This is a genomic window from Pseudomonas sp. FW305-3-2-15-E-TSA4 (assembly GCF_058787295.1).
Genome location: NZ_JBYSZP010000018.1, coordinates 40,430 through 61,706 on the forward strand (window position 1 = coordinate 40,430; position 21,277 = coordinate 61,706).

At 58.9% G+C, this 21,277-nt stretch carries 26 protein-coding genes and 1 tRNA gene; 16 read left to right on the plus strand and 11 right to left on the minus strand.

Annotated features, from left to right (window positions below; genetic code table 11):
• Window position 1: 1 nt before the first annotated feature.
• Together AC3WMV_RS23290 and AC3WMV_RS23295 are read left to right on the plus strand one after the other, a co-directional pair.
• Window positions 2-964 (plus strand): MucB/RseB C-terminal domain-containing protein, encoded by a 963-nt coding sequence (locus tag AC3WMV_RS23290; RefSeq protein ID WP_097086674.1) that lies wholly within the window; start codon window positions 2-4, stop codon window positions 962-964.
• 210 nt (window positions 965-1,174) lie between these two features.
• Window positions 1,175-2,605 carry a DegQ family serine endoprotease gene (locus tag AC3WMV_RS23295; RefSeq protein ID WP_096796602.1) on the plus strand — a complete coding sequence of 477 codons (1,431 nt, stop codon included), beginning with the start codon at window positions 1,175-1,177 and terminating at the stop codon, window positions 2,603-2,605.
• 77 nt (window positions 2,606-2,682) lie between these two features.
• On the opposite strand, the gene AC3WMV_RS23300 is transcribed toward AC3WMV_RS23295, so the two are convergent.
• Window positions 2,683-4,116 (minus strand): M48 family metalloprotease, encoded by a 1,434-nt coding sequence (locus AC3WMV_RS23300; protein ID WP_007963277.1) that lies wholly within the window; start codon window positions 4,114-4,116, stop codon window positions 2,683-2,685.
• Between the two features lie 98 nt (window positions 4,117-4,214).
• Here AC3WMV_RS23300 and AC3WMV_RS23305 point away from each other — a divergent pair, with 98 nt between their 5' ends.
• Window positions 4,215-4,454, plus strand: a complete 240-nt coding sequence (locus tag AC3WMV_RS23305) for a sulfurtransferase TusA family protein (protein ID WP_007963279.1) — start codon at window positions 4,215-4,217, stop codon at window positions 4,452-4,454.
• Between the two features lie 31 nt (window positions 4,455-4,485).
• Window positions 4,486-5,556 (plus strand): AI-2E family transporter, encoded by a 1,071-nt coding sequence (locus AC3WMV_RS23310; RefSeq protein WP_027614463.1) that lies wholly within the window; start codon window positions 4,486-4,488, stop codon window positions 5,554-5,556.
• A 131-nt stretch (window positions 5,557-5,687) separates the two neighbouring features.
• On the opposite strand, the gene AC3WMV_RS23315 is transcribed toward AC3WMV_RS23310, so the two are convergent.
• Entirely contained in the window at window positions 5,688-6,161 is a 474-nt protein-coding gene (locus AC3WMV_RS23315; protein ID WP_003222570.1) for a peroxiredoxin, read from the minus strand.
• Window positions 6,162-6,171: 10 nt separating this feature from the next.
• A complete protein-coding gene (locus tag AC3WMV_RS23320; RefSeq protein WP_007963284.1) occupies window positions 6,172-6,732 on the minus strand; it encodes a glycine cleavage system transcriptional repressor in 561 nt (186 codons plus the stop codon).
• Between the two features lie 325 nt (window positions 6,733-7,057).
• Here AC3WMV_RS23320 and dapA point away from each other — a divergent pair, with 325 nt between their 5' ends.
• From dapA to AC3WMV_RS23345, 5 genes are all read left to right on the plus strand, one after another.
• Window positions 7,058-7,936, plus strand: coding sequence for a 4-hydroxy-tetrahydrodipicolinate synthase (dapA, locus tag AC3WMV_RS23325; RefSeq protein ID WP_027614465.1), 879 nt, complete (start codon window positions 7,058-7,060; stop codon window positions 7,934-7,936).
• Window positions 7,937-7,953: 17 nt separating this feature from the next.
• Window positions 7,954-9,069: an NlpB/DapX family lipoprotein gene (gene bamC / locus AC3WMV_RS23330; protein ID WP_027614466.1), complete on the plus strand. Its 1,116-nt coding sequence runs from the start codon at window positions 7,954-7,956 to the stop codon at window positions 9,067-9,069.
• Between the two features lie 4 nt (window positions 9,070-9,073).
• Window positions 9,074-9,835, plus strand: coding sequence for an MBL fold metallo-hydrolase (locus AC3WMV_RS23335; protein WP_047598088.1), 762 nt, complete (start codon window positions 9,074-9,076; stop codon window positions 9,833-9,835).
• 28 nt (window positions 9,836-9,863) lie between these two features.
• Window positions 9,864-10,577 (plus strand): phosphoribosylaminoimidazolesuccinocarboxamide synthase, encoded by a 714-nt coding sequence (gene purC / locus AC3WMV_RS23340; RefSeq protein ID WP_007963288.1) that lies wholly within the window; start codon window positions 9,864-9,866, stop codon window positions 10,575-10,577.
• Window positions 10,578-10,661: 84 nt separating this feature from the next.
• Window positions 10,662-10,751, plus strand: a tRNA-Ser gene (locus AC3WMV_RS23345).
• 111 nt (window positions 10,752-10,862) lie between these two features.
• Here the strand turns inward: AC3WMV_RS23345 and AC3WMV_RS23350 are convergent.
• The 8 genes from AC3WMV_RS23350 to AC3WMV_RS23385 all read right to left on the minus strand — a co-directional run bounded on the left by AC3WMV_RS23350 (window position 10,863) and on the right by AC3WMV_RS23385 (window position 15,196).
• On the minus strand, window positions 10,863-12,080 hold the full coding sequence (locus AC3WMV_RS23350; RefSeq protein ID WP_065899397.1) for an Arm DNA-binding domain-containing protein: 1,218 nt from the start codon (window positions 12,078-12,080) through the stop codon (window positions 10,863-10,865).
• The gene (xisR, locus tag AC3WMV_RS23355) at window positions 12,077-12,292 is read right to left on the minus strand and encodes an excisionase family protein (protein WP_027614470.1); all 216 of its coding nucleotides are present in this window, start codon (window positions 12,290-12,292) and stop codon (window positions 12,077-12,079) included. The genes AC3WMV_RS23350 and xisR overlap by 4 nt, the downstream gene beginning before the upstream one ends.
• Window positions 12,289-12,741, minus strand: coding sequence for a hypothetical protein (locus tag AC3WMV_RS23360; RefSeq protein WP_049827962.1), 453 nt, complete (start codon window positions 12,739-12,741; stop codon window positions 12,289-12,291). The genes xisR and AC3WMV_RS23360 overlap by 4 nt, the downstream gene beginning before the upstream one ends.
• A complete protein-coding gene (locus AC3WMV_RS23365; protein ID WP_027614472.1) occupies window positions 12,738-13,118 on the minus strand; it encodes a pyocin activator PrtN family protein in 381 nt (126 codons plus the stop codon). Before AC3WMV_RS23365 ends, AC3WMV_RS23360 begins: the two co-directional genes overlap by 4 nt.
• Before the next feature lie 158 nt (window positions 13,119-13,276).
• Window positions 13,277-13,558 (minus strand): phage antirepressor KilAC domain-containing protein, encoded by a 282-nt coding sequence (locus AC3WMV_RS23370; protein ID WP_027614473.1) that lies wholly within the window; start codon window positions 13,556-13,558, stop codon window positions 13,277-13,279.
• A gap of 10 nt (window positions 13,559-13,568) precedes the next feature.
• Window positions 13,569-14,159 carry a hypothetical protein gene (locus AC3WMV_RS23375; RefSeq protein WP_027614474.1) on the minus strand — a complete coding sequence of 197 codons (591 nt, stop codon included), beginning with the start codon at window positions 14,157-14,159 and terminating at the stop codon, window positions 13,569-13,571.
• Entirely contained in the window at window positions 14,156-14,335 is a 180-nt protein-coding gene (locus tag AC3WMV_RS23380; protein ID WP_081730299.1) for a hypothetical protein, read from the minus strand. Before AC3WMV_RS23380 ends, AC3WMV_RS23375 begins: the two co-directional genes overlap by 4 nt.
• Before the next feature lie 81 nt (window positions 14,336-14,416).
• Window positions 14,417-15,196, minus strand: a complete 780-nt coding sequence (locus AC3WMV_RS23385; RefSeq protein ID WP_081730300.1) for a LexA family transcriptional regulator — start codon at window positions 15,194-15,196, stop codon at window positions 14,417-14,419.
• A gap of 110 nt (window positions 15,197-15,306) precedes the next feature.
• Between AC3WMV_RS23385 and AC3WMV_RS23390 the strand changes: the two genes are divergently transcribed.
• The 7 genes from AC3WMV_RS23390 to AC3WMV_RS23420 all read left to right on the plus strand — a co-directional run bounded on the left by AC3WMV_RS23390 (window position 15,307) and on the right by AC3WMV_RS23420 (window position 21,007).
• Entirely contained in the window at window positions 15,307-15,591 is a 285-nt protein-coding gene (locus AC3WMV_RS23390) for a transcriptional regulator (protein ID WP_103368269.1), read from the plus strand.
• Between the two features lie 325 nt (window positions 15,592-15,916).
• A complete protein-coding gene (locus AC3WMV_RS23395) occupies window positions 15,917-16,435 on the plus strand; it encodes a phage regulatory CII family protein (protein ID WP_025112490.1) in 519 nt (172 codons plus the stop codon).
• Window positions 16,428-16,652 carry a TraR/DksA family transcriptional regulator gene (locus AC3WMV_RS23400; RefSeq protein WP_008080171.1) on the plus strand — a complete coding sequence of 75 codons (225 nt, stop codon included), beginning with the start codon at window positions 16,428-16,430 and terminating at the stop codon, window positions 16,650-16,652. Before AC3WMV_RS23395 ends, AC3WMV_RS23400 begins: the two co-directional genes overlap by 8 nt.
• Window positions 16,642-18,861, plus strand: coding sequence for a VapE domain-containing protein (locus AC3WMV_RS23405; RefSeq protein ID WP_027614476.1), 2,220 nt, complete (start codon window positions 16,642-16,644; stop codon window positions 18,859-18,861). Before AC3WMV_RS23400 ends, AC3WMV_RS23405 begins: the two co-directional genes overlap by 11 nt.
• The gene (locus AC3WMV_RS23410) at window positions 18,854-19,213 is read left to right on the plus strand and encodes a PA0613 family protein (RefSeq protein WP_027614477.1); all 360 of its coding nucleotides are present in this window, start codon (window positions 18,854-18,856) and stop codon (window positions 19,211-19,213) included. Before AC3WMV_RS23405 ends, AC3WMV_RS23410 begins: the two co-directional genes overlap by 8 nt.
• A gap of 529 nt (window positions 19,214-19,742) precedes the next feature.
• On the plus strand, window positions 19,743-20,075 hold the full coding sequence (locus AC3WMV_RS23415) for a phage holin family protein (protein ID WP_027614478.1): 333 nt from the start codon (window positions 19,743-19,745) through the stop codon (window positions 20,073-20,075).
• Window positions 20,076-20,404: 329 nt separating this feature from the next.
• The gene (locus tag AC3WMV_RS23420; protein ID WP_027614479.1) at window positions 20,405-21,007 is read left to right on the plus strand and encodes a hypothetical protein; all 603 of its coding nucleotides are present in this window, start codon (window positions 20,405-20,407) and stop codon (window positions 21,005-21,007) included.
• Window positions 21,008-21,277: the final 270 nt, after the last annotated feature.

Below are 21,277 nucleotides of genomic sequence, written 5' to 3' on the forward strand. Positions count from 1 at the left end.
CATGCGCGCCATACCTCTACTTTCGCTTCTGCTTAGCGGCTGGTTCATTGTTCCAGCCCATGCCGACGAGGCCCAGGACTGGCTGATCCGCCTGGGTCAGGCGGAGCAGCAGCAAAGCTTCCAAGGCACTTTCGTATACGAGCGTAACGGTAGTTTTTCTACCCACAATATCTGGCATCGTGTCCAGAACGGTCAGGTCCGCGAGCGTTTGCTTCAGCTCGACGGCTCGGCTCAGGAAGTCGTGCGTGTTGATGGGCATACTCAATGCGTCAGCGGCACTCTGATTGCGGGGTTGGGAGACTCTCCCAACTCGACCGCTCGTTCGCTTGATCCCCAAAAGCTGAAAAACTGGTATGAGCTTGCCGTCATCGGCAAGTCGCGCGTGGCCGGGCGTGATGCGGTCATTGTATCGCTGACGCCCCGCGACCAGCATCGTTATGGTTTCGAGCTGCATCTGGATAAACAGACCGGTTTGCCACTGAAGTCGTTGTTGCTCAACGACAAAGGGCAGCTACTCGAGCGTTTCCAGTTCACCAGCCTCGATACCGCTGATGTCCCGTCGGACAAAGATCTGCAAGCTGGCACCGAGTGCAAGGCCGTCACTATTGATAGTGACAAGGCGTCTGCCGTGAAAACGGCTCAGGTCTGGCATTCCGACTGGCTGCCTCCGGGTTTCGTGCTGACCAGCAGTACTTCACACAAAGATTCGGAAACCAAAACTCAAGTCAGCAGCCTGATGTATGACGACGGGCTGGCGCGGTTTTCGGTATTTCTTGAGCCGTTGAACGGTGCAACAGTGACCGATACCCGCACGCAGTTGGGGCCGACTGTCGCTGTTTCCCGCCGCCTCACTACGCCTGAGGGCGAGATGATGGTGACGGTGGTCGGCGAAATTCCAATCGGCACGGCCGAGAGGATTGCCCTTTCGATGCGCAACGATGGCGCTGCAACCAGCAAGCAGTGAGCTGATTTCAGTCATTTCCACTTCTTCTTCGAGACGTAGATGAAATGTTTGCTCAGCATTTTCATTTGCAAATCACCCGAAAGTTTTTTATAGGTCAGAGCCTCACGGCTCTGGCCTTGTCTGTTGTTCCCGGAACAAAAATACCGGCACGCGGTTCCCGGTGTTCCTTGCTCCATATCGCTTAACCCTGCTCGTCGTAACGGGAGCTGTATGTCGATACTTAGCTTGAAGTCTTATCTCTCCATTTTCGCCACCGTGCTGGTGCTGGGTCAGGCTGTCCCCGCTGTCCAGGCGGCCGACCTGCCGGATTTCACCCAACTGGTTGAACAGGCCTCGCCTGCAGTGGTGAACATCAGTACCACGCAGAAGCTGCCGGACCGCAAGGTGAACCAGCAGATGCCTGACCTGGAAGGCTTGCCGCCAATGTTGCGCGAGTTCTTCGAGCGCGGCATGCCGCCTCAGCAGCGTTCGCCGCGCGGCGATCGTCAGCGTGAAGCGCAATCGCTCGGTTCGGGCTTCATCATTTCCTCCGATGGCTACATCTTGACCAACAACCATGTGATTGCCGATGCCGACGAAATCCTCGTGCGTCTGGCTGATCGCAGTGAAATGAAAGCCAAGCTGATCGGTACCGACCCTCGCTCCGACGTGGCCCTGCTGAAAATCGATGGCAAGGATCTGCCGGTGCTCAAGCTCGGCAAGTCCCAGGACCTGAAGGCGGGTCAGTGGGTCGTGGCGATCGGTTCGCCGTTCGGCTTTGACCACACCGTGACCCAAGGTATTGTCAGCGCCGTCGGCCGTAGCCTGCCGAACGAAAACTACGTGCCGTTCATCCAGACCGACGTGCCAATCAACCCGGGTAACTCCGGTGGCCCGCTGTTCAACCTGAACGGTGAAGTGGTCGGGATCAACTCGCAGATCTACACCCGTTCCGGTGGCTTCATGGGTGTGTCGTTCGCCATTCCGATCGACGTGGCGATGGACGTTTCCAATCAGCTGAAAAGCGGTGGCAAAGTCAGCCGCGGCTGGCTGGGCGTGGTCATCCAGGAAGTGAACAAGGATCTGGCCGAGTCGTTCGGTCTTGATAAGCCGGCCGGTGCGCTGGTTGCGCAGATTCAGGATGACGGTCCGGCAGCCAAGGGTGGCCTGCAAGTGGGCGACGTGATCCTGAGCATGAACGGTCAGCCGATCGTCATGTCCGCCGACCTGCCACACTTGGTCGGTGCGCTGAAAGCGGGCGCCAAGGCCAGCCTCGAAGTGATCCGTGACGGCAAGCGCAAGAATGTCGAGTTGACTGTCGGCGCGATTCCGGATGAGGACAAAGAGCTGGCTGCACTGCCGAAGTCGGGTGCGGAAAGCAGCAGCAACCGCCTCGGCGTTTCGGTGGCGGAACTGACCGCTGAGCAGAAGAAAACCTACGACCTCAAGGGCGGAGTGGTGATCAAGGAAGTTCAGGACGGTCCTGCGGCTTTGATCGGTCTGCAACCGGGTGACGTGATCACTCACCTGAACAACCAGGCCATTGGCTCCACCAAGGAATTCGCCGAGATCGCCAAGGCGCTGCCGAAGAATCGTTCGGTGTCGATGCGCGTCCTGCGTGAAGGTCGCGCGAGCTTCATCACCTTCAAACTGGCTGAATAACCCGGTTGCGGTGAAATAAAAACCGCCTCGAAAGAGGCGGTTTTTTTATACCTGAATTTTTTGTCGCTGATGAAAACTCAGCCCATCATGTCCTTGATCATGCGCTCCTGCTCCATCAGCTCGCGCTGGCGTGCATCGATCCGCGAGGACAGCGGGAAGTTGCTGCCCGCCTTGCGCTTGGCAAAATCAAGCTGCTGGATCGCCTGACGATAATCGCCGACCAGTGCGAAGTACTCGGCGCGAGCCTGATGCAGACCGATGATATTGCCGGACAGACCACGGGTTTCCGCGACCTGATACCACACGTCAGGATCATTCGGACGGGATTTGAGCAGGCTGTCGAGGGCTTTCTCGGCGTCGGCGGTGCGATTCTGTTTCAGCAACAGATCGACCCGAACCTGATTCAGTGGGTAGTTGCCCGGATACTGGGTGAGCATCCGGTCAACCCGCGTTTGCGCATCCGGCAGGCGGTTGTTGGTAATGTCCAGGTCGATCTGCGCGAGGTTGTAGATGATCTCGTTGGGTGACTTGGCCAGCAGCTGTTTGAGATTCTCCCTGGCTTCATTGAGCTGGCCGCCCTTGATCTGAGCGATCGCCAGGCCGTAACGCGCCACGTCGTTCTTCGGGTTCTCGTCCAGTTGTGCACGAAAGCGCTTGGCGCCCAGTCCCGGGGTTTCTTCGTAGATCAGCTGTACGCGGGCGCGGATCAACTGATAGCGCATGCTGTCTTCAATGCCGCCCGCTGGCGCTTGTTCTGCGCGGTTACGGGTGTCGGCGATACGCGATTCGGTCACCGGGTGAGTCAGCAGAAATTCTGGCGGCTTGGCGTCGAAGCGATACTGGCGCATCAGGCGTTCGAACATGGTCGGCATCGAGCGCGGGTCGTATCCGGCCTTTTCCAGGTTGAGGATGCCGATACGGTCGGCTTCCTGCTCGTTCTGGCGCGAGAAGGTACGCTGCGACTGAATGGCTGCGGCCTGAGTACCGGCGATGGTCGCGATCCCGGCATCACCGCCACCGGCGGCGGCAATCACGATCCCGGCGAGCAGCGCCGCCATCATCGGCACCTGCATCCGCTGCGAAGCTTCGACGCCGCGCGCGAAGTGGCGCTGTGACAAGTGAGCCAGTTCGTGGGCCAGTACCGAGGCGTATTCGCCTTCAGTCTGCGCGTTGAGGAACAGGCCACCGTTGACCCCGACCACGCCACCCGGCGCCGCGAAAGCGTTGAGTTGCGGGCTGTTGATCAGAATGAATTCCAGGCGACGATCGGTCACCTGGCTGGTTTCCACCAGCTTGTAGACGCTGGATTCGACGTAGTCTTTGAGCTGCGGATCGTTGAGCTGTGCAACCTGACTACGCAACATGGCCAGCCAGGCGCGGCCCAACTGGTATTCCTGTTGCGGAGAGACAATGGCAGAACTGGCGTCGCCAAGTGACGGCAGATCGTCGGCAAAGCCCGGTGAGGCGAGCAGGCAAGCGAGCGTCAGCAGGGTAGGGCGCAGAAATGTCATGCACAAAGCCTTAGAAGACAAAGACCTTACTGTAGCCGGACACCGGGCTTGCGACCAGATATTCTAGGCGCCTCAACCACCTGAACCGGAGTGACGCAATGACTGACGCTGTAGCCCATGACTGTGAATTGGACGCCAGTGGCCTGAATTGCCCGTTGCCGTTGCTCAAGGCCAAGATGGAACTCAACAAGCTGCCCAGCGGGGCGGTGCTCAAGGTGATCGCCACGGACGCGGGTTCGCAGCGCGACTTCCGCACCTTTGCCCGTCTGGCCGGTCATACGCTGCTGCGCGAAGAAGACGAAGCGGGCGTCTACCGTTACTGGTTGAAAAAAGCCTGAACCGACAGCGTAAAAGACCTAAGGATTATTGATGTTCAAAGTGTTACGCGACTGGATTCAGCGCTACTTTTCCGACGAAGAAGCGGTGGTGCTGGCGGTGCTGCTGTTTCTCGCCTTCACCGCGGTGCTCACGCTCGGTGGCATGCTCGCGCCGGTATTGGCCGGGATGGTGCTGGCGTATCTGATGCAGGGGCTGGTACTCGCACTGGAGCGTATGCGCGTGCCTGGCGCGGCGGCGGTGGGGTTGGTGTTTGCGCTGTTCATGGGCGTGTTGCTGGTGTTCATCGTGGTGGTCTTGCCGTTGCTGTGGCATCAGTTGATCACGCTGTTCAACGAATTGCCGGGGATGCTGGCCAAATGGCAGTCGCTGCTGCTGTTGCTGCCCGAGCGCTATCCGCATCTGGTCTCTGACGAGCAGGTGCTGCAGGCCATCGAAGCGGCGCGTGGCGAAATCGGCAAGTTCGGCCAATGGGCGCTGACCTTTTCCCTGTCGAGCCTGCCGCTGCTGGTCAACATCATGATCTATCTGGTGCTGGTGCCGATTCTGGTGTTCTTCTTTCTCAAGGATCGGGCCATGATCGGCGAGTGGGTGCGCGGCTATCTGCCCCGTGAGCGAGCGCTGATCACCCGCGTGGCGCAGGAAATGAACCGGCAGATCGCCAACTACATTCGTGGCAAGGTTATAGAGATTGTGATCTGTGGCGGCGTGACCTACATCGCCTTCGTCGCGCTTGGCCTCAACTATGCGGCGCTGCTGGCGTTGCTGGTCGGGGTATCGGTGGTGGTGCCGTACGTCGGCGCGGTGGTGGTGACCGTGCCGGTGTTGCTGATTGCGTTGTTCCAGTGGGGCTGGAGCGATCAGTTCATCTATCTGATGGCGGTCTACGGGATCATTCAGACCCTGGATGGCAACGTGCTGGTGCCGTTGCTGTTTTCCGAGGCGGTCAACCTGCACCCGGTGGCAATCATTTGTGCGGTGCTGTTGTTTGGCGGGTTGTGGGGGTTCTGGGGCGTGTTCTTCGCAATTCCGCTGGCGACGCTGTTCAAGGCCGTGCTGGATGCGTGGCCGCGCAAGGAGCCGGTTGTCGCTCCGCTGCTGTAGCGGTTGAGCCAGATTTTATATGAAGGCTATTCGCGAGCAGGCTCGCTCCCACATTGGATCTGTGGCGTTCACAAGTTCAATGTGGGAGCGAGCCTGCTCGCGAAGGCGTCAATGAGGGCGACGCAAAACCTTCAGGCTTTATTCAAGGCCTGAGCCGCAGCCAGCACAGCATCCACATGTCCCGGCACTTTCACGCCGCGCCATTCCTGACGCAGTACACCGTTCTTGTCGATCAGGAACGTGCTGCGATCAACGCCCAGATATTCCTTGCCATACAGTTTCTTCAGCTTGATCACGTCGAATAGCTGGCAGACCGCTTCGTCCTTGTCGCTGATCAGCTCGAACGGAAATTCCTGCTTGCACTTGAAGTTCTCGTGAGACTTCAGGCTGTCGCGGGAGATACCGAAAATCTCGGTATTAGCGGCCTGGAACGCCGCGTACTGGTCACGAAAACCCTGGCCTTCGGTGGTGCAGCCGGGGGTGCTGTCCTTCGGATAGAAGTAGATCACCACTTGCTTGCCCTTCAGGGCGGACAAGCTGACGGTCTGCCCGCTGGTGGCAGGTGCTTCGAAATCCGCAACCGGTTGGTCGATGACAACGGCCATGAAAGCTTCCTTACATTGGGTTTTGTGGGCGCCAAGGTTCGATCAGCGCATCCAGGTTCATCGCGTCGGCGAAGTCCAGGAACTGGTCGCGCAGCCAGCTGATCTGGGTGCCGGCCGGCAGCGTTACGGTGAACGTGGCGTTGAGCATGGTGCCGCCAGTCTGCGGGGCCTGATAGGTATCGCAGGTCAGGTTTTCCAGCTCGACGTTGTGATCCATGAAGAACTGGCACAGCTCATTGATGATGTCCGGGCGATACGCCGAGCTGACATAAGCCACGTACGGCAGGGCCTGCGGACGGTTTTCCAGAGCCGCGCTGCGTACCACGTTGACGGTGAATGCGTGGCGCTTGGCCAGGGTCGGCAGGCTGCCTTCGAGGCGGGCCAGCGCGTCCCAGCTGCCGGAGATTTCCAGCACCAGGGCGCTGCATTCGCCATGGCGAGTCAGGCGGGAGGTGACGACGGCGCAGCGATTTTCATGGCTGGCGCGGCACAGGACGTTAGTCAGCTCCATGGGGTTGGCGCCAAGGGCACTGATGACAAGGAATTGTTCGCGAACTGTGGGGGTGGACATGCAGCATTCCTAAAGCGATGAGCGGTCGGTAGGTCGATGGGCGTTGGCCGTCGGGAAGCGTCTGCGCGTGCCCGTTCAGAAAGCCCCGGGCCGTGGCTCGCAATTCGCTCCAATAAAGGCGGAGCGTGCAGCAGCGACACTGGAACGGGGCCTGGGAGGCCGAAAGAGGAGGCTGGAACCCGGCGTACAAGCTGATCTGTACCGATCAAAGTCTGAAGGGTAGCGAAAACCGACGCCAAGGGGAATGGCGGCGCAGTACTTCGCTTGTGCAAGCATCTTGGCGCCAGTACCATTACCGCTCTCTTTTTCCGGCAGGAGCGGTTTCATGATTGCGGGCAGTATGGTGGCACTGGTCACTCCCATGGATGCACAAGGGCGTCTTGACTGGGACAGCCTCAGCAAACTCGTGGACTTCCATCTCAAGAACGGCACCCATGCCATTGTCGCGGTCGGTACTACCGGCGAGTCGGCGACCCTTGATGTAGAAGAACACATCGCCGTCATCAAAGCCGTGGTCAAACAGGTAGCCGGGCGCATTCCGGTGATCGCCGGTACCGGCGCCAACTCGACCCGCGAAGCCGTCGAGCTGACCCGCAACGCCAAGGAAGCCGGCGCCGACGCCTGCCTGCTGGTAGTTCCGTACTACAACAAGCCGACCCAGGAAGGCCTGTACCAGCACTTCAAGCACATTGCCGAAGCCGTCGACATTCCACAGATTCTCTACAACGTTCCCGGCCGCACCTCCTGCGACATGCAGGCCGAGACCGTAATTCGCCTGTCCAGCGTGCCGAACATCATCGGCATCAAGGAAGCCACCGGCGACCTGAAACGCGCCAAAGCCATCATCGACGGCGTGAGCAAGGACTTCATCGTGCTGTCCGGCGATGATCCTACCGCGGTTGAGCTGATCCTGCTGGGCGGCAAAGGCAACATCTCCGTAACGGCCAACGTCGCCCCGCGCGAAATGGCTGACCTGTGCGAGGCCGCGCTGAAAGGCGACGCCGAGACCGCACGGGCGATCAACGAAAAATTGATGCCGCTGCACAAGGACCTGTTCATCGAAGCCAACCCGATTCCGGTGAAGTGGGCTTTGGTTGAAATGGGCCTGATGCACGAAGGCATCCGCCTGCCGTTGACCTGGCTGAGCGCTCCTTGTCATGAAACGCTTCGCACGGCCCTGCGCCAGTGCAGCGTCCTGGTTTAATTGAGGAAGTACAACGCATGAAGCGAATGGCCGGACTTTCCGCACTTGCCTTGATTATCTCCAGCACCAGTGGCTGCGGATGGGTCTGGGGCCCGGAAGGTTATTTCCGTGACCGTGGTAGCGATTACCTGGAAGCGCAACAGACTGCACCGATGCAACTGCCACCGAATGTCAGCACCTCCAAGCGTCTGGATCCGCTGTTGCCGATCCCGCGCAACGTGGCTGATGACACGGCGAAGGGCGAATACGTGGTACCGCGTCCGCAACCGCTGACGGCGGTTGCCGAGGCGACCGACTACTCGCTGCAGAAGAGCGGTGACTCGCGTTGGGTCGTGGCCCAGCACCCTCCGGCCGAAGTCTGGCCAGTGGCGGTACAGTTCTTCCAGGACAATGGTTTCCGGCTGGATGAACAGCGTCCGCAAACCGGCGAATTCACTACCACCTGGCAGCATTCCGACGAACTGTCCGCCGCCATGGCCAAGCGCCTGAGCGCCGCCGGTGTCGGTGCCGACAGCGAAACCCGCGTGCGGGTGCGTATCGAGCCAGGCGTGCAGCGCAACACCAGTGAAATCTACGTGGTCAGCGCCGAGCGTCCTGCCGGCAGCACCGCCGACGTCGATTTCACCAACCGTTCGGTCAACACAGGCCTGGACGCAGCGCTGGTCGACGACATGCTCGCGAGCATGAGCCGGATCTCCGAGAAGGGTGGTTCGGTGTCGATGCTGGCTTCGCGCGATTTCGATACCCCGAGCCGTGTCAGCCTCAGCGAAGACGGCAGCGGCAACCCGGTGCTGAACGTCGGTCCTGACCTGGATCGTGCCTGGTCGAGCGTCGGTCGTGCGCTGGAGCAAGGTCAGTGGCGCGTTGAAGACATCAACCGCAGCCTGGGCCTGTACTACATCAACCTGGCCGAGAAAGCCGAGAAGAAAGACGACAAGCCTGGTTTCTTCAGCAGCCTGTTCGGCAGTGCGCCGACCAAGGAAGAAGTTGAAGCCCGCGCCGAGCGTTATCAGGTTCGCCTGAGCAAGGTCGGTGAGAACGTTCAGGTGACCGTAGAGAAGAACATCAATACCGTTGCGCCGGCCGATGTGGCGCGCAAAGTGTTGAGCGTGATTCAGGACAACCTGGGCTGATCACATGCGCTTTGCCGTTCTCGGCAGCGGTAGCCAAGGGAACGGCACGCTGATCGCCAGCGCTGATACCTATGTGCTGGTGGATTGTGGTTTTTCCCTGCGGGAAACCGAAAAACGCCTGTTGCGTCTGGGGGTTCACCCGGCGCAACTGAGCGCGATACTCGTAACCCACGAACATGCCGACCACGTGCATGGCGTGGGTTTGCTGTCTCGGCGCTACAATCTGCCGGTCTACCTCAGTCGCGGCACACTGCGCGGGATGCGCAAACCGATCGAACCCGCAGGCTTTCTGGCCGGCGGCGAGCAGCTGCAGATCGGCGCACTGAACATCGGGGTCATTGCCGTGGCCCATGATGCGCAGGAGCCGACCCAGTACGTATTCAGTGATAACGAGCAGCGGCGCTTCGGCCTGCTGACCGACCTGGGTTCCTATTGCGAGCGGGTGCTGGACGGCTATCGGGATCTCGATGCGTTGATGATCGAGTCCAACCATTGCCGCGACATGCTGGCCCGTGGTCACTATCCGTACTTTCTCAAGCAACGGGTGGGCGGCGAGCTGGGACATTTGAACAACCATCAGGCGGCATTCCTGGTGGCCGAGTTGGGGTGGCAGGGCTTGCAGCATCTGGTTCTCGCCCACCTGAGCAGCAAGAACAACCTGCCGCAGCTGGCCCGGCAATGTTTCGTCGACACCCTCGGGTGCGACCCGGACTGGCTGCAACTGGCCGATCAAGATTCAGGGCTCGACTGGCGCCATATCGCCTAGCCCATCTACTTAGCAAGCGGAGCCCATCATGGAAAAACGTGAAGAACTCTACCGCGGCAAAGCCAAATCGGTTTACAAGACCGACGACGCTGACCGTTTGATCCTGCTGTTTCGCAACGACACCTCGGCGTTCGACGGCAAGCGCATCGAGCAGCTCGACCGCAAAGGCATGGTGAACAACAAGTTCAACGCCTTCATCATGCAGAAACTCGAAGCGGCCGGCATTCCGACCCAATTCGACAAACTGCTGGGCGACAACGAGTGCCTGGTGAAGAAGCTGGACATGATCCCGGTCGAGTGCGTCGTGCGTAACTACGCCGCCGGCAGCCTGGTAAAACGTCTGGGCGTCGAAGAGGGCATGAAGCTCAACCCGTACACCTTCGAACTGTTCCTCAAGGACGACGCCAAGGGCGACCCGTTCATCAACGAATCCCACGTCGTGGCATTCGGTTGGGGCACCGCCGAGCAACTGGCACGCATGAAAGAACTGTCGCTCAAGGTCAACGAAGTCCTGAGCAAACTGTTCGACGACGCAGGCCTGCTGCTGGTGGACTTCAAGCTTGAATTCGGCGTGTTCAGCGACGGCTCGATCGTCCTCGGCGACGAGTTCAGCCCGGACGGCTGCCGCCTGTGGGACAAGGACACCAAGAAGAAGATGGACAAAGACCGCTTCCGCCAGGGCCTCGGTGACGTCATCGAAGCCTACGAAGAAGTCGCCAATCGTCTGGGTGTACCGCTTTAATCGACGCAAGCATCTGATAGCACGAAGAAAATTTTCGAAAGAGGGTTTGCTTTCGGCAGAAGTGTTGTTATGATGCGCGCCGTTGGAGAGATGCCAGAGTGGCCGAATGGGACGGATTCGAAATCCGTTGTACCTTCACCGGTACCTAGGGTTCGAATCCCTATCTCTCCGCCATTATCGAATAAGACTAAGCCCCTGTAATCATTGATGATTACAGGGGCTTTTTCGTTTCTGTCGATCCATTTAGGGCATTTCTAGGGCATAAACCTTGCCCGTTATGCCGCTCTAGTCCGTCCTAAACCCCAGCATTTTCGACACGACACCGGCCATGCTCTTGGTGTCTTTGGGTATCCACCTCCCATAATGTTTTCTCACCATCGTGGTGTCAGCATGTCCAAGCTGTCTCGCTACCCATTCCACTGGTACATAGCTCGACAGCATCTGGCTCGCGAAGGTATGACGGCATTGGTTGGCGCCTCGGTGTCGGACCTCTGCCTTCTTCAGGTGAGCCGTGAACCAATTGCTCAAGGTCTTTCCGCTCCATAGCAGCCCGCTGGTGGAGCTGCGGAAAAGAAACCTGACTTTCATCTTCTTCGACGTGATGTTGTCACGCTGGATAACGGTGATCTCTTCCGCGGGGACCTCTCTTGCAGCAGCTACGATCTCTCGCATCAGTACAAGTGCAGGATCGATCAGCTCTATCACCCTAACCCTGGAGCGCTCTTTCGGGACTTTGAACTCACCAACGACCAGCGCACGACGAACCTGCACTAGGCCGGCATCGAGATCGATATCTTCGACAGCGAGCGCGATGAGCTCGGATAGCGAAAGTCCGGCCCAGCAGTTGAACTCAATCATCCTGCTATCATGTCGTCTGTCCGGATCCGCTTTGCCGATCAGCTCGATCTCGGTGCGGCTGAAGGGATCGGCGTGCTCAAGGTCTACGTCCGAACCGACGTTACTGATTCGGTCCAGTGCGTTGGCTTTCAAAATGCCGTCGCCAAAGGCGTCAGCCCAGACGCCACGAACGACGGTGAAGATGTCGTTTACTGTCTTAGGGGATAGCCCTTGCTTTAGCAATTGAGCTTGGAATAGCTCTATATCGCTCTTGCTGATGTCGACGATTCGGCGTTTGCCAAATTTGTTATCGACGTGCTTGGCCTTGCTGACATAGTTAACGACGGTACTTGATGCTTTAAGCGCCCTTTGAACCTCCAGCCATCGGTCGATACCTTCTTTGACTGTACGCTTTAGGGACGGGCCGCCGGTGTCCGTGAACATGGCGGCCCTTGGTGAGTTGGGAAAGTGAGCCGCATAATCGAAACGGCCCTCTCTAATCTCCGCTAAGATGGTGCGCCGTTTGTTGTCGGCGTATGCAATTGCGGCTTTGTTTACTTTCGAGATTCCTTCGAGAGGTTCTCGGCAACGTTGGCCGTTGAAAATGAACCAGATGCGTAATTGCTTGCCATTCATCTCGACGCCTGTGGGCATCTTGTCAGTCATGGTTGGCCTGCCATCCACTTTTCAATGGCCTCCTTGTTATAAACAAGCACGTTCGCTGGGTCGGTTCGATAGTGCTTCCCTTCTAGCCAGATCCCGCGGGATCGGTATTTGCGGACTGCTTCCGTGCTTAATCCAAAAACTGGATACAGCAGATCCTGCCGAAACCAGGCGCCTGGAGTTATGTGGAAATCAATTTTTTCTGCGGCGCTCATGCTCTCACTCCTTTTGGCTGAATGCCTTTCATGTGATCGGTCCTTTTTTGGGTTACTACGCGTTTTGCTAATTGAAGCGCTTGTTCTCGTAGAGGTCTGGCGTCGCGCTCGAGCTTCTTGCCAGTACGAAATACGCTGAAGGTTTCGGCGGCAATTCGCAGTAGGTCGCCGATGGCGACCAGCGTCTGCTTTTCTGTCGGGCCGAACTGCGGACTTGCTTCAAGAAGTTTGCAAGTTTGTGCCAGGCGCGCGTGATCAGCCCTGATGAACTGCAGGGAGGCCTGAAGCTCGCGTATGGTTTTGGCGCTCACGGCGCGCTGAATGTCTTCACTCTCGCGCAGGCCGACCTCCAGACCATCTCTGCGGCCCATGATGTAATCGCCCCAAATAAGGAGAGCGGCGAGCGCCGTCAGGATGACGAGTGCAACTATTTGTATTGGAGTCATCATTTGGTGTGCTCCTGGGGTTGTCGTGGGGTAGTGGTAACTGCCGTTAATGGAGTGGGTGCAGCATCGGGTTGGTCTTCCTGCTGTCGCTGCATGTCTTCATCGGCCTTGTAGGCGCAGATGTCGATCAACGAGGCCATGTGCCGGATGTGGACGTATTTAAGTGCCTTGCGACTGGCGTCGATCGTGGTGATCGGAAGCTGAATCCGGCCGTTGTAGATCTCAGTCACGAACAACTGCGAATTCAGGTTGCGAAAATAGGCCTCCCGAATTTTTTCCAGCGGGATCAGCACATTCCCGAAAGTGCGATAGAGCATTTCAACGGTGGTCGATTCAGGCGCCGGATGAAGGCGAAGCGGTGTTTGGTTCGCGTTGTTCATGTGGCTATTGAGCCTCCTTGCGTTTGGATCGTGATGGGTGGTTCCAGGCGTTCAGGCAATGGCGTTTGGTCAATTCCCGCAGATGTTCAGGCACCTCCTGGAGCGCGGCATTGCGCTCCTCACGTGTTCGCATTGCGATGATCTGTCGGGCGTATTCCCTAGGCCACGTCACGGCGGCCTGCCGGAATGGCGGGGAGGTCGATACCCAACTGGTCAGCCAGCCAGCGGATTCCGGCCTGCTTGACCCGAGTCGACTGGCTGTACTGCATGCCGTATTTCTCGTCGTACCAGGGACTGCTTTTGATCCGCAGATAATCATCGTCACGGTTGAGATCCGCCGGCAGGTTTCCCTTGAGCAGACCCTTTTCGCGCATGCGGGCGATGAGCTTGGGGCGGGTCAGGCCGAGATGAGCAGCTGTTTGGGCGAGGGTACGTTCCATGTCGCCCACCTTAAGCCGCGTGTGCAGCAGGAGTGGCCGCTGCAGCAATTTGGCTGATGGATTCGCTGACTTTGCCGTAGATCTCGACATCGGTACCGCACGCGGTAAAACACCGGGTACGCGGGCTCTTTTTGCCGATGCTGAGGATGGCGGTGATGCAGGAGAGAGTGTGCGGGCGATGAACAGCCACGTGCAGCGGCAGATCGAAACCCATGTCGAGGCTCAGCACGCCGCCGGTACGAATCAGCTCGAACACCCGTTGCTTGTCCTGGACGTCAAAGCGGCCGTATTGGCGATCGGCATGCGCGCGATGCGCCGGGTCGCTGGTGTTGCTCGGATCAAGCGGGCCGTTGGCAATCTCTTCGATGAAGTCGGCTAGCTTGAGGTGCATCTTCTTGTCGTTCGGCAGGGTCAGCGTGTGGCGTTCACTGCCCAGCTCGATGACAAAAGTGCTTTCCACGGGGCCGCGCTCAGCCTTGAGACGGAATGCCAGGCACTCGCGCTTCGGCGCTGTGCGCAGAACATGGTTGAAGGTCTCGCTCAGGTTGACCTGGGCATTGAGCAACTGCAGGGTACGGTTGTCGATCTTGAACTTGATCATGCCGCGTGCCCTCCGCCGTTCGGATGAACAGGAGAGGGCTGACAGGACTTGGCGACAAGCTTGGGTTTGCTGTTATGAATGACGACCAGGCAGCCCGTGGCGAGCTGCAGCTGTTCGATCAGTTTTCGATTGCTGACGCATGCCGGATGGACATGCAGGGATGCGGTGGTACGCATGGTGAAGCCTCACTGTGGTAGGAGAGTGAGGCGAAAATAACCTAGGTGTTAGCATGATGCAATTACTTTGGTTTTAGATCTTCAATTTCTTGGAAGAGGAGGAGCATTCACGGGGCGGATTGTCGACCACCAAAATACTCGACCTAAAACTTTCATTTGCTGCTCTACAAACTGGTCAAATGTATAGGATTCATCTGGATGTTCAGCTCTGTTATAGCTCACGAGCTTCAGTCCACCACCCTCCAAACGTTCCAGGAATTTAATCCTCAGCGCGCCCTCTTGCTCAATGGCATAGAGATGGTCAGAAATGATTTTGGTCATGCCGCGGTCTATTCCGACCGTCGCACCGTGAAGGATTAACGGTTCCTGGCTCCTACCTGTGACTGGCGCACATAACGCATTAGCAGGGTGGACGCCGCACTGCCGAAGTGTTGCAAGGGAAAAACGAAGCACACGGCCATATTCAGCCTGAACAGCTGTTCTCCCTGCCCCAGCTGAAATCTCAACTTGCTTAAAAAGTGGTATCTCCACCTCGTCATCATTCAAGGGGGTGTCGTTATCCCACGCGGATACCGGTTCAAGAATAAGAGGCGGGGGTGATTTTTCCTGACGACGAGTGATGGGCACTATGCTGGCTGGCATATCGCCATTCTCAAGCCACGGTAACGAAAGGTTAAGTCCGCGAGCTATAGCGCCTGTTTTGCGGCTTTCTCGTGTTTGGCCATCTACGATTTTGAAAATCGTCGCTTGAGAGCATCCCGAAAGCTTCGCCACATCAGTTTGACTGAGGTTGAGTTGCTCCATGGCATATTTCAGCCGATCGGAGAGCGTGGGGAGGAGATCGATCGGTAAGTATTTCATGGGGTAATTCTACGACCTCGGTTATAGGGCGTCCTAAACTATTGGGTGTTGACTTGTCTATTACGAAGGTTGTAGATTCGCTTCGTCGTTCATCAGGGAGAGCTTAATCAGTGACTTACTGCGTTAAAGACGCCGAGCTATGTCGGCAGGCCTTAGAAAAGGTCATCAAGATTTGCGGTAACAACCAGTCAGAGCTTGCTCGCCGCTGCAACGTCAAGCAACCGCATGTCTGGAAATGGGTCAGGGCGGGGCGGGTTCCCACCGAACGTGTGCATTCGGTTGCTAAGGCATCGGAAGGAAAAGTGTTACCCCACGAATTGCGTCCTGATTTACCTGATCTTTTTCCAGCTCCAGCTCCAGCTCCAGCTCCAGCTATTTCCGCTGTCGCTGCATAAAACCTAGAAAAAAGGCGACCCAAGGGCCGCCCAGTTCCTCCCGTTAGCATCATCACATGCTGCCGGGGCGCGATGTCGGTAGGTGCGCACACCACATGCCGCCGACCTCCATCGCGTTTCCAAGGCTCGGAAGCCTTGGTGTTGCTGCCGTTCTTACCACAGAGCTGGCAGCTGTTGCGCCAGGGGGGAACAACGGATTGTTCGCCCCGGCACGGTGCCGGTTGTCCCCTGCAAGGGTTACCGGCGTTTGGGCCTCTCCAGACCACGCGGCAAATGTATCACCAACATCTGTCGCATGGCACTGGCAACTTTTAGGATTAATGCCATGAGCCGAATCGCTCTCAGTTCTCTGGAACGGGCGCAGCGGGAAATCCTGCCGCTCGATTTAGCGCTGTACCACGCCGCTCGCGAATACCCAGGCGGCGCTGCTGCCATCGCTGCCACGACCGGTCGTAACCCGACCACGCTGCAGCACAAGCTGTCGCCAACCCATCCGAGCCACTCCATCAACATTCAGGAGTTTGGCGAAATCCTCGAACTGACCAAGGATCGCCGCATTCTGGATGCGGTGCATGCGCTGGTCGGCGATACGATCTGGCAGGAGCTAGCCGACACCTACACCAACGACATGCCCGAGACCCTGACCACGGGTATCGCCGAATACTTCCGTCAGGTCGCCGATCTGGCCGAGACCTGGGCCAAGAGCATTGGCGACGGTGTGGTGACTGATCAGGAACTGGCGGCGATTCGCCTGCAGGTGTTCCGCGGCATTCAAGGGCTGCTCGGGTTGTTCAACCGCGCCACCTACGTCAACCAGACGACGCGAGGTGCCGACCGTGGCTGACATCGCCGATTTCGCCAACGATCTGGTGCAGGAACGCATCGATCAGGCCATGGCAGCGCGCAGCGCTGCCAAGGCCGAGAGTGCTGCCCATTCCTTGCTGTTCTGTGAAGCCTGTGACGATCCGATTCCGGAAGCACGCCGACTGGCCCAACCGGGTTGCTCGCAGTGCATCAGCTGCCAGTCCCTGTCTGAGCGGGGGATTCAGCATGCTCGATGAGGTATTGGGCCAATTCGCCGACTACGGTCTGGAGCCAGCGCAACCGCTGGTGTTCGGCAAGCTGACCCGCTGCAAGACAGCGCAGGACAAGGGCAAGGAAAAGAACGGCTGGTACGTGGTTCACGAGCAGCGCACGGAGAAGGGCGACACGCTGATCTTCGGCGCCTTCGGTGATTGGCGTTCGGGCGAGACGCAGAAGATCAAGGTCAAGGCCGGGCGCATGTCGCCGGAAGAGCGCGAAGTGATGCGCGCTCGCCAGGAGGAAGCCAAGCGCCGTGCCGCCGAAATCGCGAACAACGCTGCGCGGCGGGCGGCGAAAAGGGCGCAGGGTTTGTTCGAGCGCATGCCGACCACCGGACGCAGCGACTACCTGGACCGCAAACAGATCGTCGGGATCAATGTGCGTTACGCGCCGCGCACCGGCGCCGTGCTGGTCCCGATGAAAAATGCCCGTGATCAAATCATGGGCCTGCAGGTGATCTTCCCCAGCAAGCAGGAAGACACTGGCCGCGACAAATCCTACTGGCCTTACGGCATGGCGAAGGAGGGCACCTTTCACCTGCTCGGTCCGCACCCGGAGCCGGGTGAACCGGTGCTGGTGTGTGAGGGTTACGCCACCGGCGCCAGCCTGCACATGGCGACCTCGCTCACTGTGGCGGTGGCCTTCGATGCGGGCAACCTGCTCGCGGTGTGCAAAGCCATGCGTGAGCGTTTTGCCGGATGCCCGCTGATCATCTGCCGCGACGATGACTGGAAGACCACCAAGCCCAACGGTGATGCGTGGAACCCCGGCGAAGAGAAGGCCGGCAACGCCGCGCTGATTGTCGGTGCCCAGGTGGTTGCGCCGACCTTCGCGCTCGAGCGCCACGACAAGTGGACCGACTTCAACGACCTGCACGTCGCCGAAGGTTTGGATGCGGTTCGCCGACAAGTGCTCGCGGTTGTGCGTCCACCGGCCGCCGGTGGCTGGAAAGATCAGCTGGCTCGCAGCGAGAGCGGGGCCCTGATCGCGCACATGCAGAACGTCGAACTGATCCTCGCGCATGACGAACGCTGGGCCGGGGTGATCAGCTACTGCGCCTTCAGCTCGAAGATCGTCAAGCTGCGGGCTGCTCCTTATGGGGGTGGTACCGGCGAGTGGGCCGACATCGACGACGTGCGGGTGATGAAGTGGCTCGCGCAGCAGTACAACCTGCGCGTGAAGTCGTCGCACGTGATCGAGGCGGTGAGTGTCGTGGCCCACGACCACGCCTTTCACCCGGTGCGCGAGTACCTGAAAAAACTCGAATGGGATCGTGTGCCGCGCCTGGAGCGTTGGTTGACGGATGTGATGGGGGTGAAGGCAACGGATTACACCTCCAAGGTCGGCAAGCGCTGGATGATCTCCGCCGTGGCGCGGGTGATGAAGCCGGGCTGCAAGGCGGACTCGGTGATGATCCTCGAAGGCGTACAAGGCGCCGGTAAGTCGACCGCGATGAGCGTGCTCGGTGGCGAGTGGTTCATGGACACGCCGTTTGCCCTCGGCGACAAGGACGGCTTTCAGGCGATTCGTGGCAAGTGGATTGTCGAGCTGGGCGAACTGGACAGCTTCAACAAGGCCGAGAGCACCAAGGCCAAGCAGTTCTTCTCGGCGTCGACCGACACCTACCGCGAAAGCTATGGCCGCAGAACGTTGGACGTGCCACGCCAGTGTGTTTTCGTCGGGACCACCAACCAGGACGAGTACCTCAAGGACGCCACCGGCAACCGGCGTTATTGGCCGGTGGCCTGTACCAAGGTCGATGTGCCGTTGCTGCGCGAGATCCGCGACCAGCTGTGGGCCGAAGCGGTGTTCTGCTTCGAGGCCGGCGATCTCTGGTGGGTGACACGAGAGGAAGCACCGATGTTCAGCGAGGAGCAGGACGAACGCTTTGTGGTGGACGAATGGGAAACACCGATTCTGAACTGGCTCGAAGAGTCGCAGATTGGCGAGACCACCACCGGCAGTGAGGTGATGAGTCAGGCGCTCAAGCTCGATCCCGGTCATTGGGGCAAACCCGAGCAGATGCGCGTCGGTGCGATTCTGCATCGACTGGGGTGGCGACGGTTCCGTCTGGGGGCTTTGAACAAGAGCGGTCAGCGGCCATGGGCGTACAAGAAACCCGAGCACTGGGGCAGGGCGCCTGCACTTCAGAAGGAAGAATTCGAGGAGCCGTGCTTCGATGATTAAAGCGATCGATATGGCCCTCAAACAATGGGCCCAGGAGCTGCACAGCGACGAAGTGGCCGCCGGTTATTCGGGCGGCAACATGGTCGCCATGATGATGGAGAGCGGTGGTCAACTGGTGCGCGGCCGGCGCGGGAGCCGGGTGCCGCTGGAAGCCTCGCTGGACATTGAGCGCATCGTCAAGAAACGCCTCGACCCCGAGCTGATGACCGTGGTCAAGGTGCATTACTTCCAGCCTGACGCGCCCTTAGCCGCACGTCTGACCCGCAGTGGCTGCACGCGCAACGTCTACTACCAGCGCCTGCACGACGCCCACATCGTGGTCGAGCACTTCCTCCTGGGGGAAGCGGCTTGATCGTGGGCATCTCTCTGGCTCATGCCGTCCCACTGGCCTGCCTCCGTCCCACCGCTTTTTGCGGTGGTGGGACGGGCGCAGGCCGCGTCGTTGTTGGGCTGTCCCACCGTCCCACCTTTTTCATGCCTCACGCCCGTGTGTGCGTAGCGGGTACAGGTACGCGCGTTTACGCGCACGCGTGCTTTTTAAATTTCTTTCTATACACGAGAAAAGAGAGATAAAAGTAGGACGGTGGGGCAGAGCCCCAATCTGCGGGGCTTTCAGACGTCCCACCTCGTTTTAAAGAGGTGGGACGCATGGGACGCCAGAAAAGCAAAAGACAGCCGGGACAGATATTCACCGACATTCGCCAGCCGTTCACCGGGTGTCACCCACACATTCACCGGGTGGCATTAAAACGGTCTTGCTGCCACCAGAATCGACCTGTAAAAAGGGGCCATCTTCGATGGGTGCGACCGCAAAGCGCGGCAGGCCACCCACCACCTGACCCGACCATTGCGCCGGGTCTTTTTGTTTAAGGGGCAGGGCAATGACGAACGAGCAACAGGCACTGGCAGAGATGCCGATCTGGTTGGTGATTGCTCTTTCCCTGGTTGGCGGTGTGTCCGGCGAGATGTGGCGCGCCGACAAGGACGGGGCACGAGGTTGGGCGTTACTGCGCCGGCTAGTACTTCGCTCCGGTGCCTGCATCGTGTGCGGCGTGTCGGCGATGATGTTGCTGTTCGGTGCGGGCCTGTCGATCTGGACAGCGGGCGCCCTGGGTTGCCTGACCGCGATGGCCGGCGCCGATGTCGCCATCGGCTTGTACGAGCGCTGGGTGGCCAAGCGGCTGGACCTGAGCGAGGCCGAGCCGAAAGCATGAGCCGGGCGGGCCGGGTAGGGCGCAGATTTCACGGGTCCTCCCCAAGGGCCGCCCCCTACACGGGTTATCGAACTCGCGGAATCTCTCTAGCTGAAATGGTTGCAGGGATGTCCGTCTTTCCAACGGAATTGGGGCAGGGCATGGCACTCGGATGCTGGCTCGACCGGCCGGACCCGGCAGAAACCCGCCGGGGACCCTGGGGACTTTCAAAGGACACGGGGTCGGAAACCCGCGGGATCTTGTTAGTGGGAGGCCCGCCAGCTTACTGAAATTTCAATCCACTGAAATCTTGAAAGGATTCATTGAAAAGCCGCTGAAAAGGAGGGCTTATGACCGTAGCCACCTACCTATCCAAGAGCGCCTTCGCTGCGCACATCGGCCGGTCACCGAGTTACATCACCTGGCTTAAGGAAAACGGCCGACTGGTCCTGTCTCCCAATGGCAAGCAGGTCGACGTGCTGGCCACTGAAGCGTTGATCCGCGATACCGCCGACCCGAGCAAGGCTGCCGTCGCTGCTCGCCATCAACAGGAGCGGATTCAGCGTGATGTGTACAGCCACGTCGCTGCACAATCCGAGCCGACTAACATGGCTGCGCCGCCGCCCGCTGATCCCGCGCAAGGGCAGTCCCCGGACTTTCAGAAAGCACGAGCGCATCGCGAGCACTACTTGGCGCGGATGGCGGAGATGGAGTTTCGCAAGGCCCAAGGTGAACTGGTGGAAGTCAGCTTCGTGCAGAAGGCCGCTTATGAAACGGCGCGTTCGCTCAATCAGTCCCTGATGAGCCTGTCGCCACAGTTGGCGCCTCAACTTGCTGCGCTATCGGACCCGTGGGAAGTGGAGCGGGAGCTGACCGCTGCGCTACGTCAACGGCTTAATGAAGCAGCTCAAGTGTCCAGCGACGACTTTGGACTTTTATCGGACGAGTGCTAAGGCGAGAGGAGTTCACAGGGTGAGCCAAATGGTCCGCTTTCGGCCAAAAGCGGACGCTCACTAGCGACCGCTACAGGTAACAAGCAGTCGGCGTTTCAATGTGGGTCAGGCCACTCGCTTCGAGTACCCCTCTATCCAGTCCGCAAGCGATCGCACATCTGTTTCGAGTTGGGCGAGTTCGGGGGGGACCGCTGGAAGATCGTCTGCCTGAGAATGCTCATACACAGAGTATCGTGTCATCAAGTCGTCTATCAGATCACAATCCTCCTG

What these genes read in the sequence shown, in the direction of transcription:
- AC3WMV_RS23290 (WP_097086674.1), top strand. Translation starts at nt 2, where the DNA reads ATGCGCGCCATACCTCTACTTTCGCTTCTGCTTAGCGGCTGGTTCATT.
- AC3WMV_RS23295 (WP_096796602.1), top strand. Translation starts at nt 1,175, where the DNA reads ATGTCGATACTTAGCTTGAAGTCTTATCTCTCCATTTTCGCCACCGTG.
- AC3WMV_RS23300 (WP_007963277.1), bottom strand. Translation starts at nt 4,116, where the DNA reads ATGACATTTCTGCGCCCTACCCTGCTGACGCTCGCTTGCCTGCTCGCC.
- AC3WMV_RS23305 (WP_007963279.1), top strand. Translation starts at nt 4,215, where the DNA reads ATGACTGACGCTGTAGCCCATGACTGTGAATTGGACGCCAGTGGCCTG.
- AC3WMV_RS23310 (WP_027614463.1), top strand. Translation starts at nt 4,486, where the DNA reads ATGTTCAAAGTGTTACGCGACTGGATTCAGCGCTACTTTTCCGACGAA.
- AC3WMV_RS23315 (WP_003222570.1), bottom strand. Translation starts at nt 6,161, where the DNA reads ATGGCCGTTGTCATCGACCAACCGGTTGCGGATTTCGAAGCACCTGCC.
- AC3WMV_RS23320 (WP_007963284.1), bottom strand. Translation starts at nt 6,732, where the DNA reads ATGTCCACCCCCACAGTTCGCGAACAATTCCTTGTCATCAGTGCCCTT.
- dapA (WP_027614465.1), top strand. Translation starts at nt 7,058, where the DNA reads ATGATTGCGGGCAGTATGGTGGCACTGGTCACTCCCATGGATGCACAA.
- bamC (WP_027614466.1), top strand. Translation starts at nt 7,954, where the DNA reads ATGAAGCGAATGGCCGGACTTTCCGCACTTGCCTTGATTATCTCCAGC.
- AC3WMV_RS23335 (WP_047598088.1), top strand. Translation starts at nt 9,074, where the DNA reads ATGCGCTTTGCCGTTCTCGGCAGCGGTAGCCAAGGGAACGGCACGCTG.
- purC (WP_007963288.1), top strand. Translation starts at nt 9,864, where the DNA reads ATGGAAAAACGTGAAGAACTCTACCGCGGCAAAGCCAAATCGGTTTAC.
- AC3WMV_RS23350 (WP_065899397.1), bottom strand. Translation starts at nt 12,080, where the DNA reads ATGACTGACAAGATGCCCACAGGCGTCGAGATGAATGGCAAGCAATTA.
- xisR (WP_027614470.1), bottom strand. Translation starts at nt 12,292, where the DNA reads ATGAGCGCCGCAGAAAAAATTGATTTCCACATAACTCCAGGCGCCTGG.
- AC3WMV_RS23360 (WP_049827962.1), bottom strand. Translation starts at nt 12,741, where the DNA reads ATGATGACTCCAATACAAATAGTTGCACTCGTCATCCTGACGGCGCTC.
- AC3WMV_RS23365 (WP_027614472.1), bottom strand. Translation starts at nt 13,118, where the DNA reads ATGAACAACGCGAACCAAACACCGCTTCGCCTTCATCCGGCGCCTGAA.
- AC3WMV_RS23370 (WP_027614473.1), bottom strand. Translation starts at nt 13,558, where the DNA reads ATGGAACGTACCCTCGCCCAAACAGCTGCTCATCTCGGCCTGACCCGC.
- AC3WMV_RS23375 (WP_027614474.1), bottom strand. Translation starts at nt 14,159, where the DNA reads ATGATCAAGTTCAAGATCGACAACCGTACCCTGCAGTTGCTCAATGCC.
- AC3WMV_RS23380 (WP_081730299.1), bottom strand. Translation starts at nt 14,335, where the DNA reads ATGCGTACCACCGCATCCCTGCATGTCCATCCGGCATGCGTCAGCAAT.
- AC3WMV_RS23385 (WP_081730300.1), bottom strand. Translation starts at nt 15,196, where the DNA reads ATGAAATACTTACCGATCGATCTCCTCCCCACGCTCTCCGATCGGCTG.
- AC3WMV_RS23395 (WP_025112490.1), top strand. Translation starts at nt 15,917, where the DNA reads ATGAGCCGAATCGCTCTCAGTTCTCTGGAACGGGCGCAGCGGGAAATC.
- AC3WMV_RS23405 (WP_027614476.1), top strand. Translation starts at nt 16,642, where the DNA reads ATGCTCGATGAGGTATTGGGCCAATTCGCCGACTACGGTCTGGAGCCA.
- AC3WMV_RS23410 (WP_027614477.1), top strand. Translation starts at nt 18,854, where the DNA reads ATGATTAAAGCGATCGATATGGCCCTCAAACAATGGGCCCAGGAGCTG.
- AC3WMV_RS23415 (WP_027614478.1), top strand. Translation starts at nt 19,743, where the DNA reads ATGACGAACGAGCAACAGGCACTGGCAGAGATGCCGATCTGGTTGGTG.
- AC3WMV_RS23420 (WP_027614479.1), top strand. Translation starts at nt 20,405, where the DNA reads ATGACCGTAGCCACCTACCTATCCAAGAGCGCCTTCGCTGCGCACATC.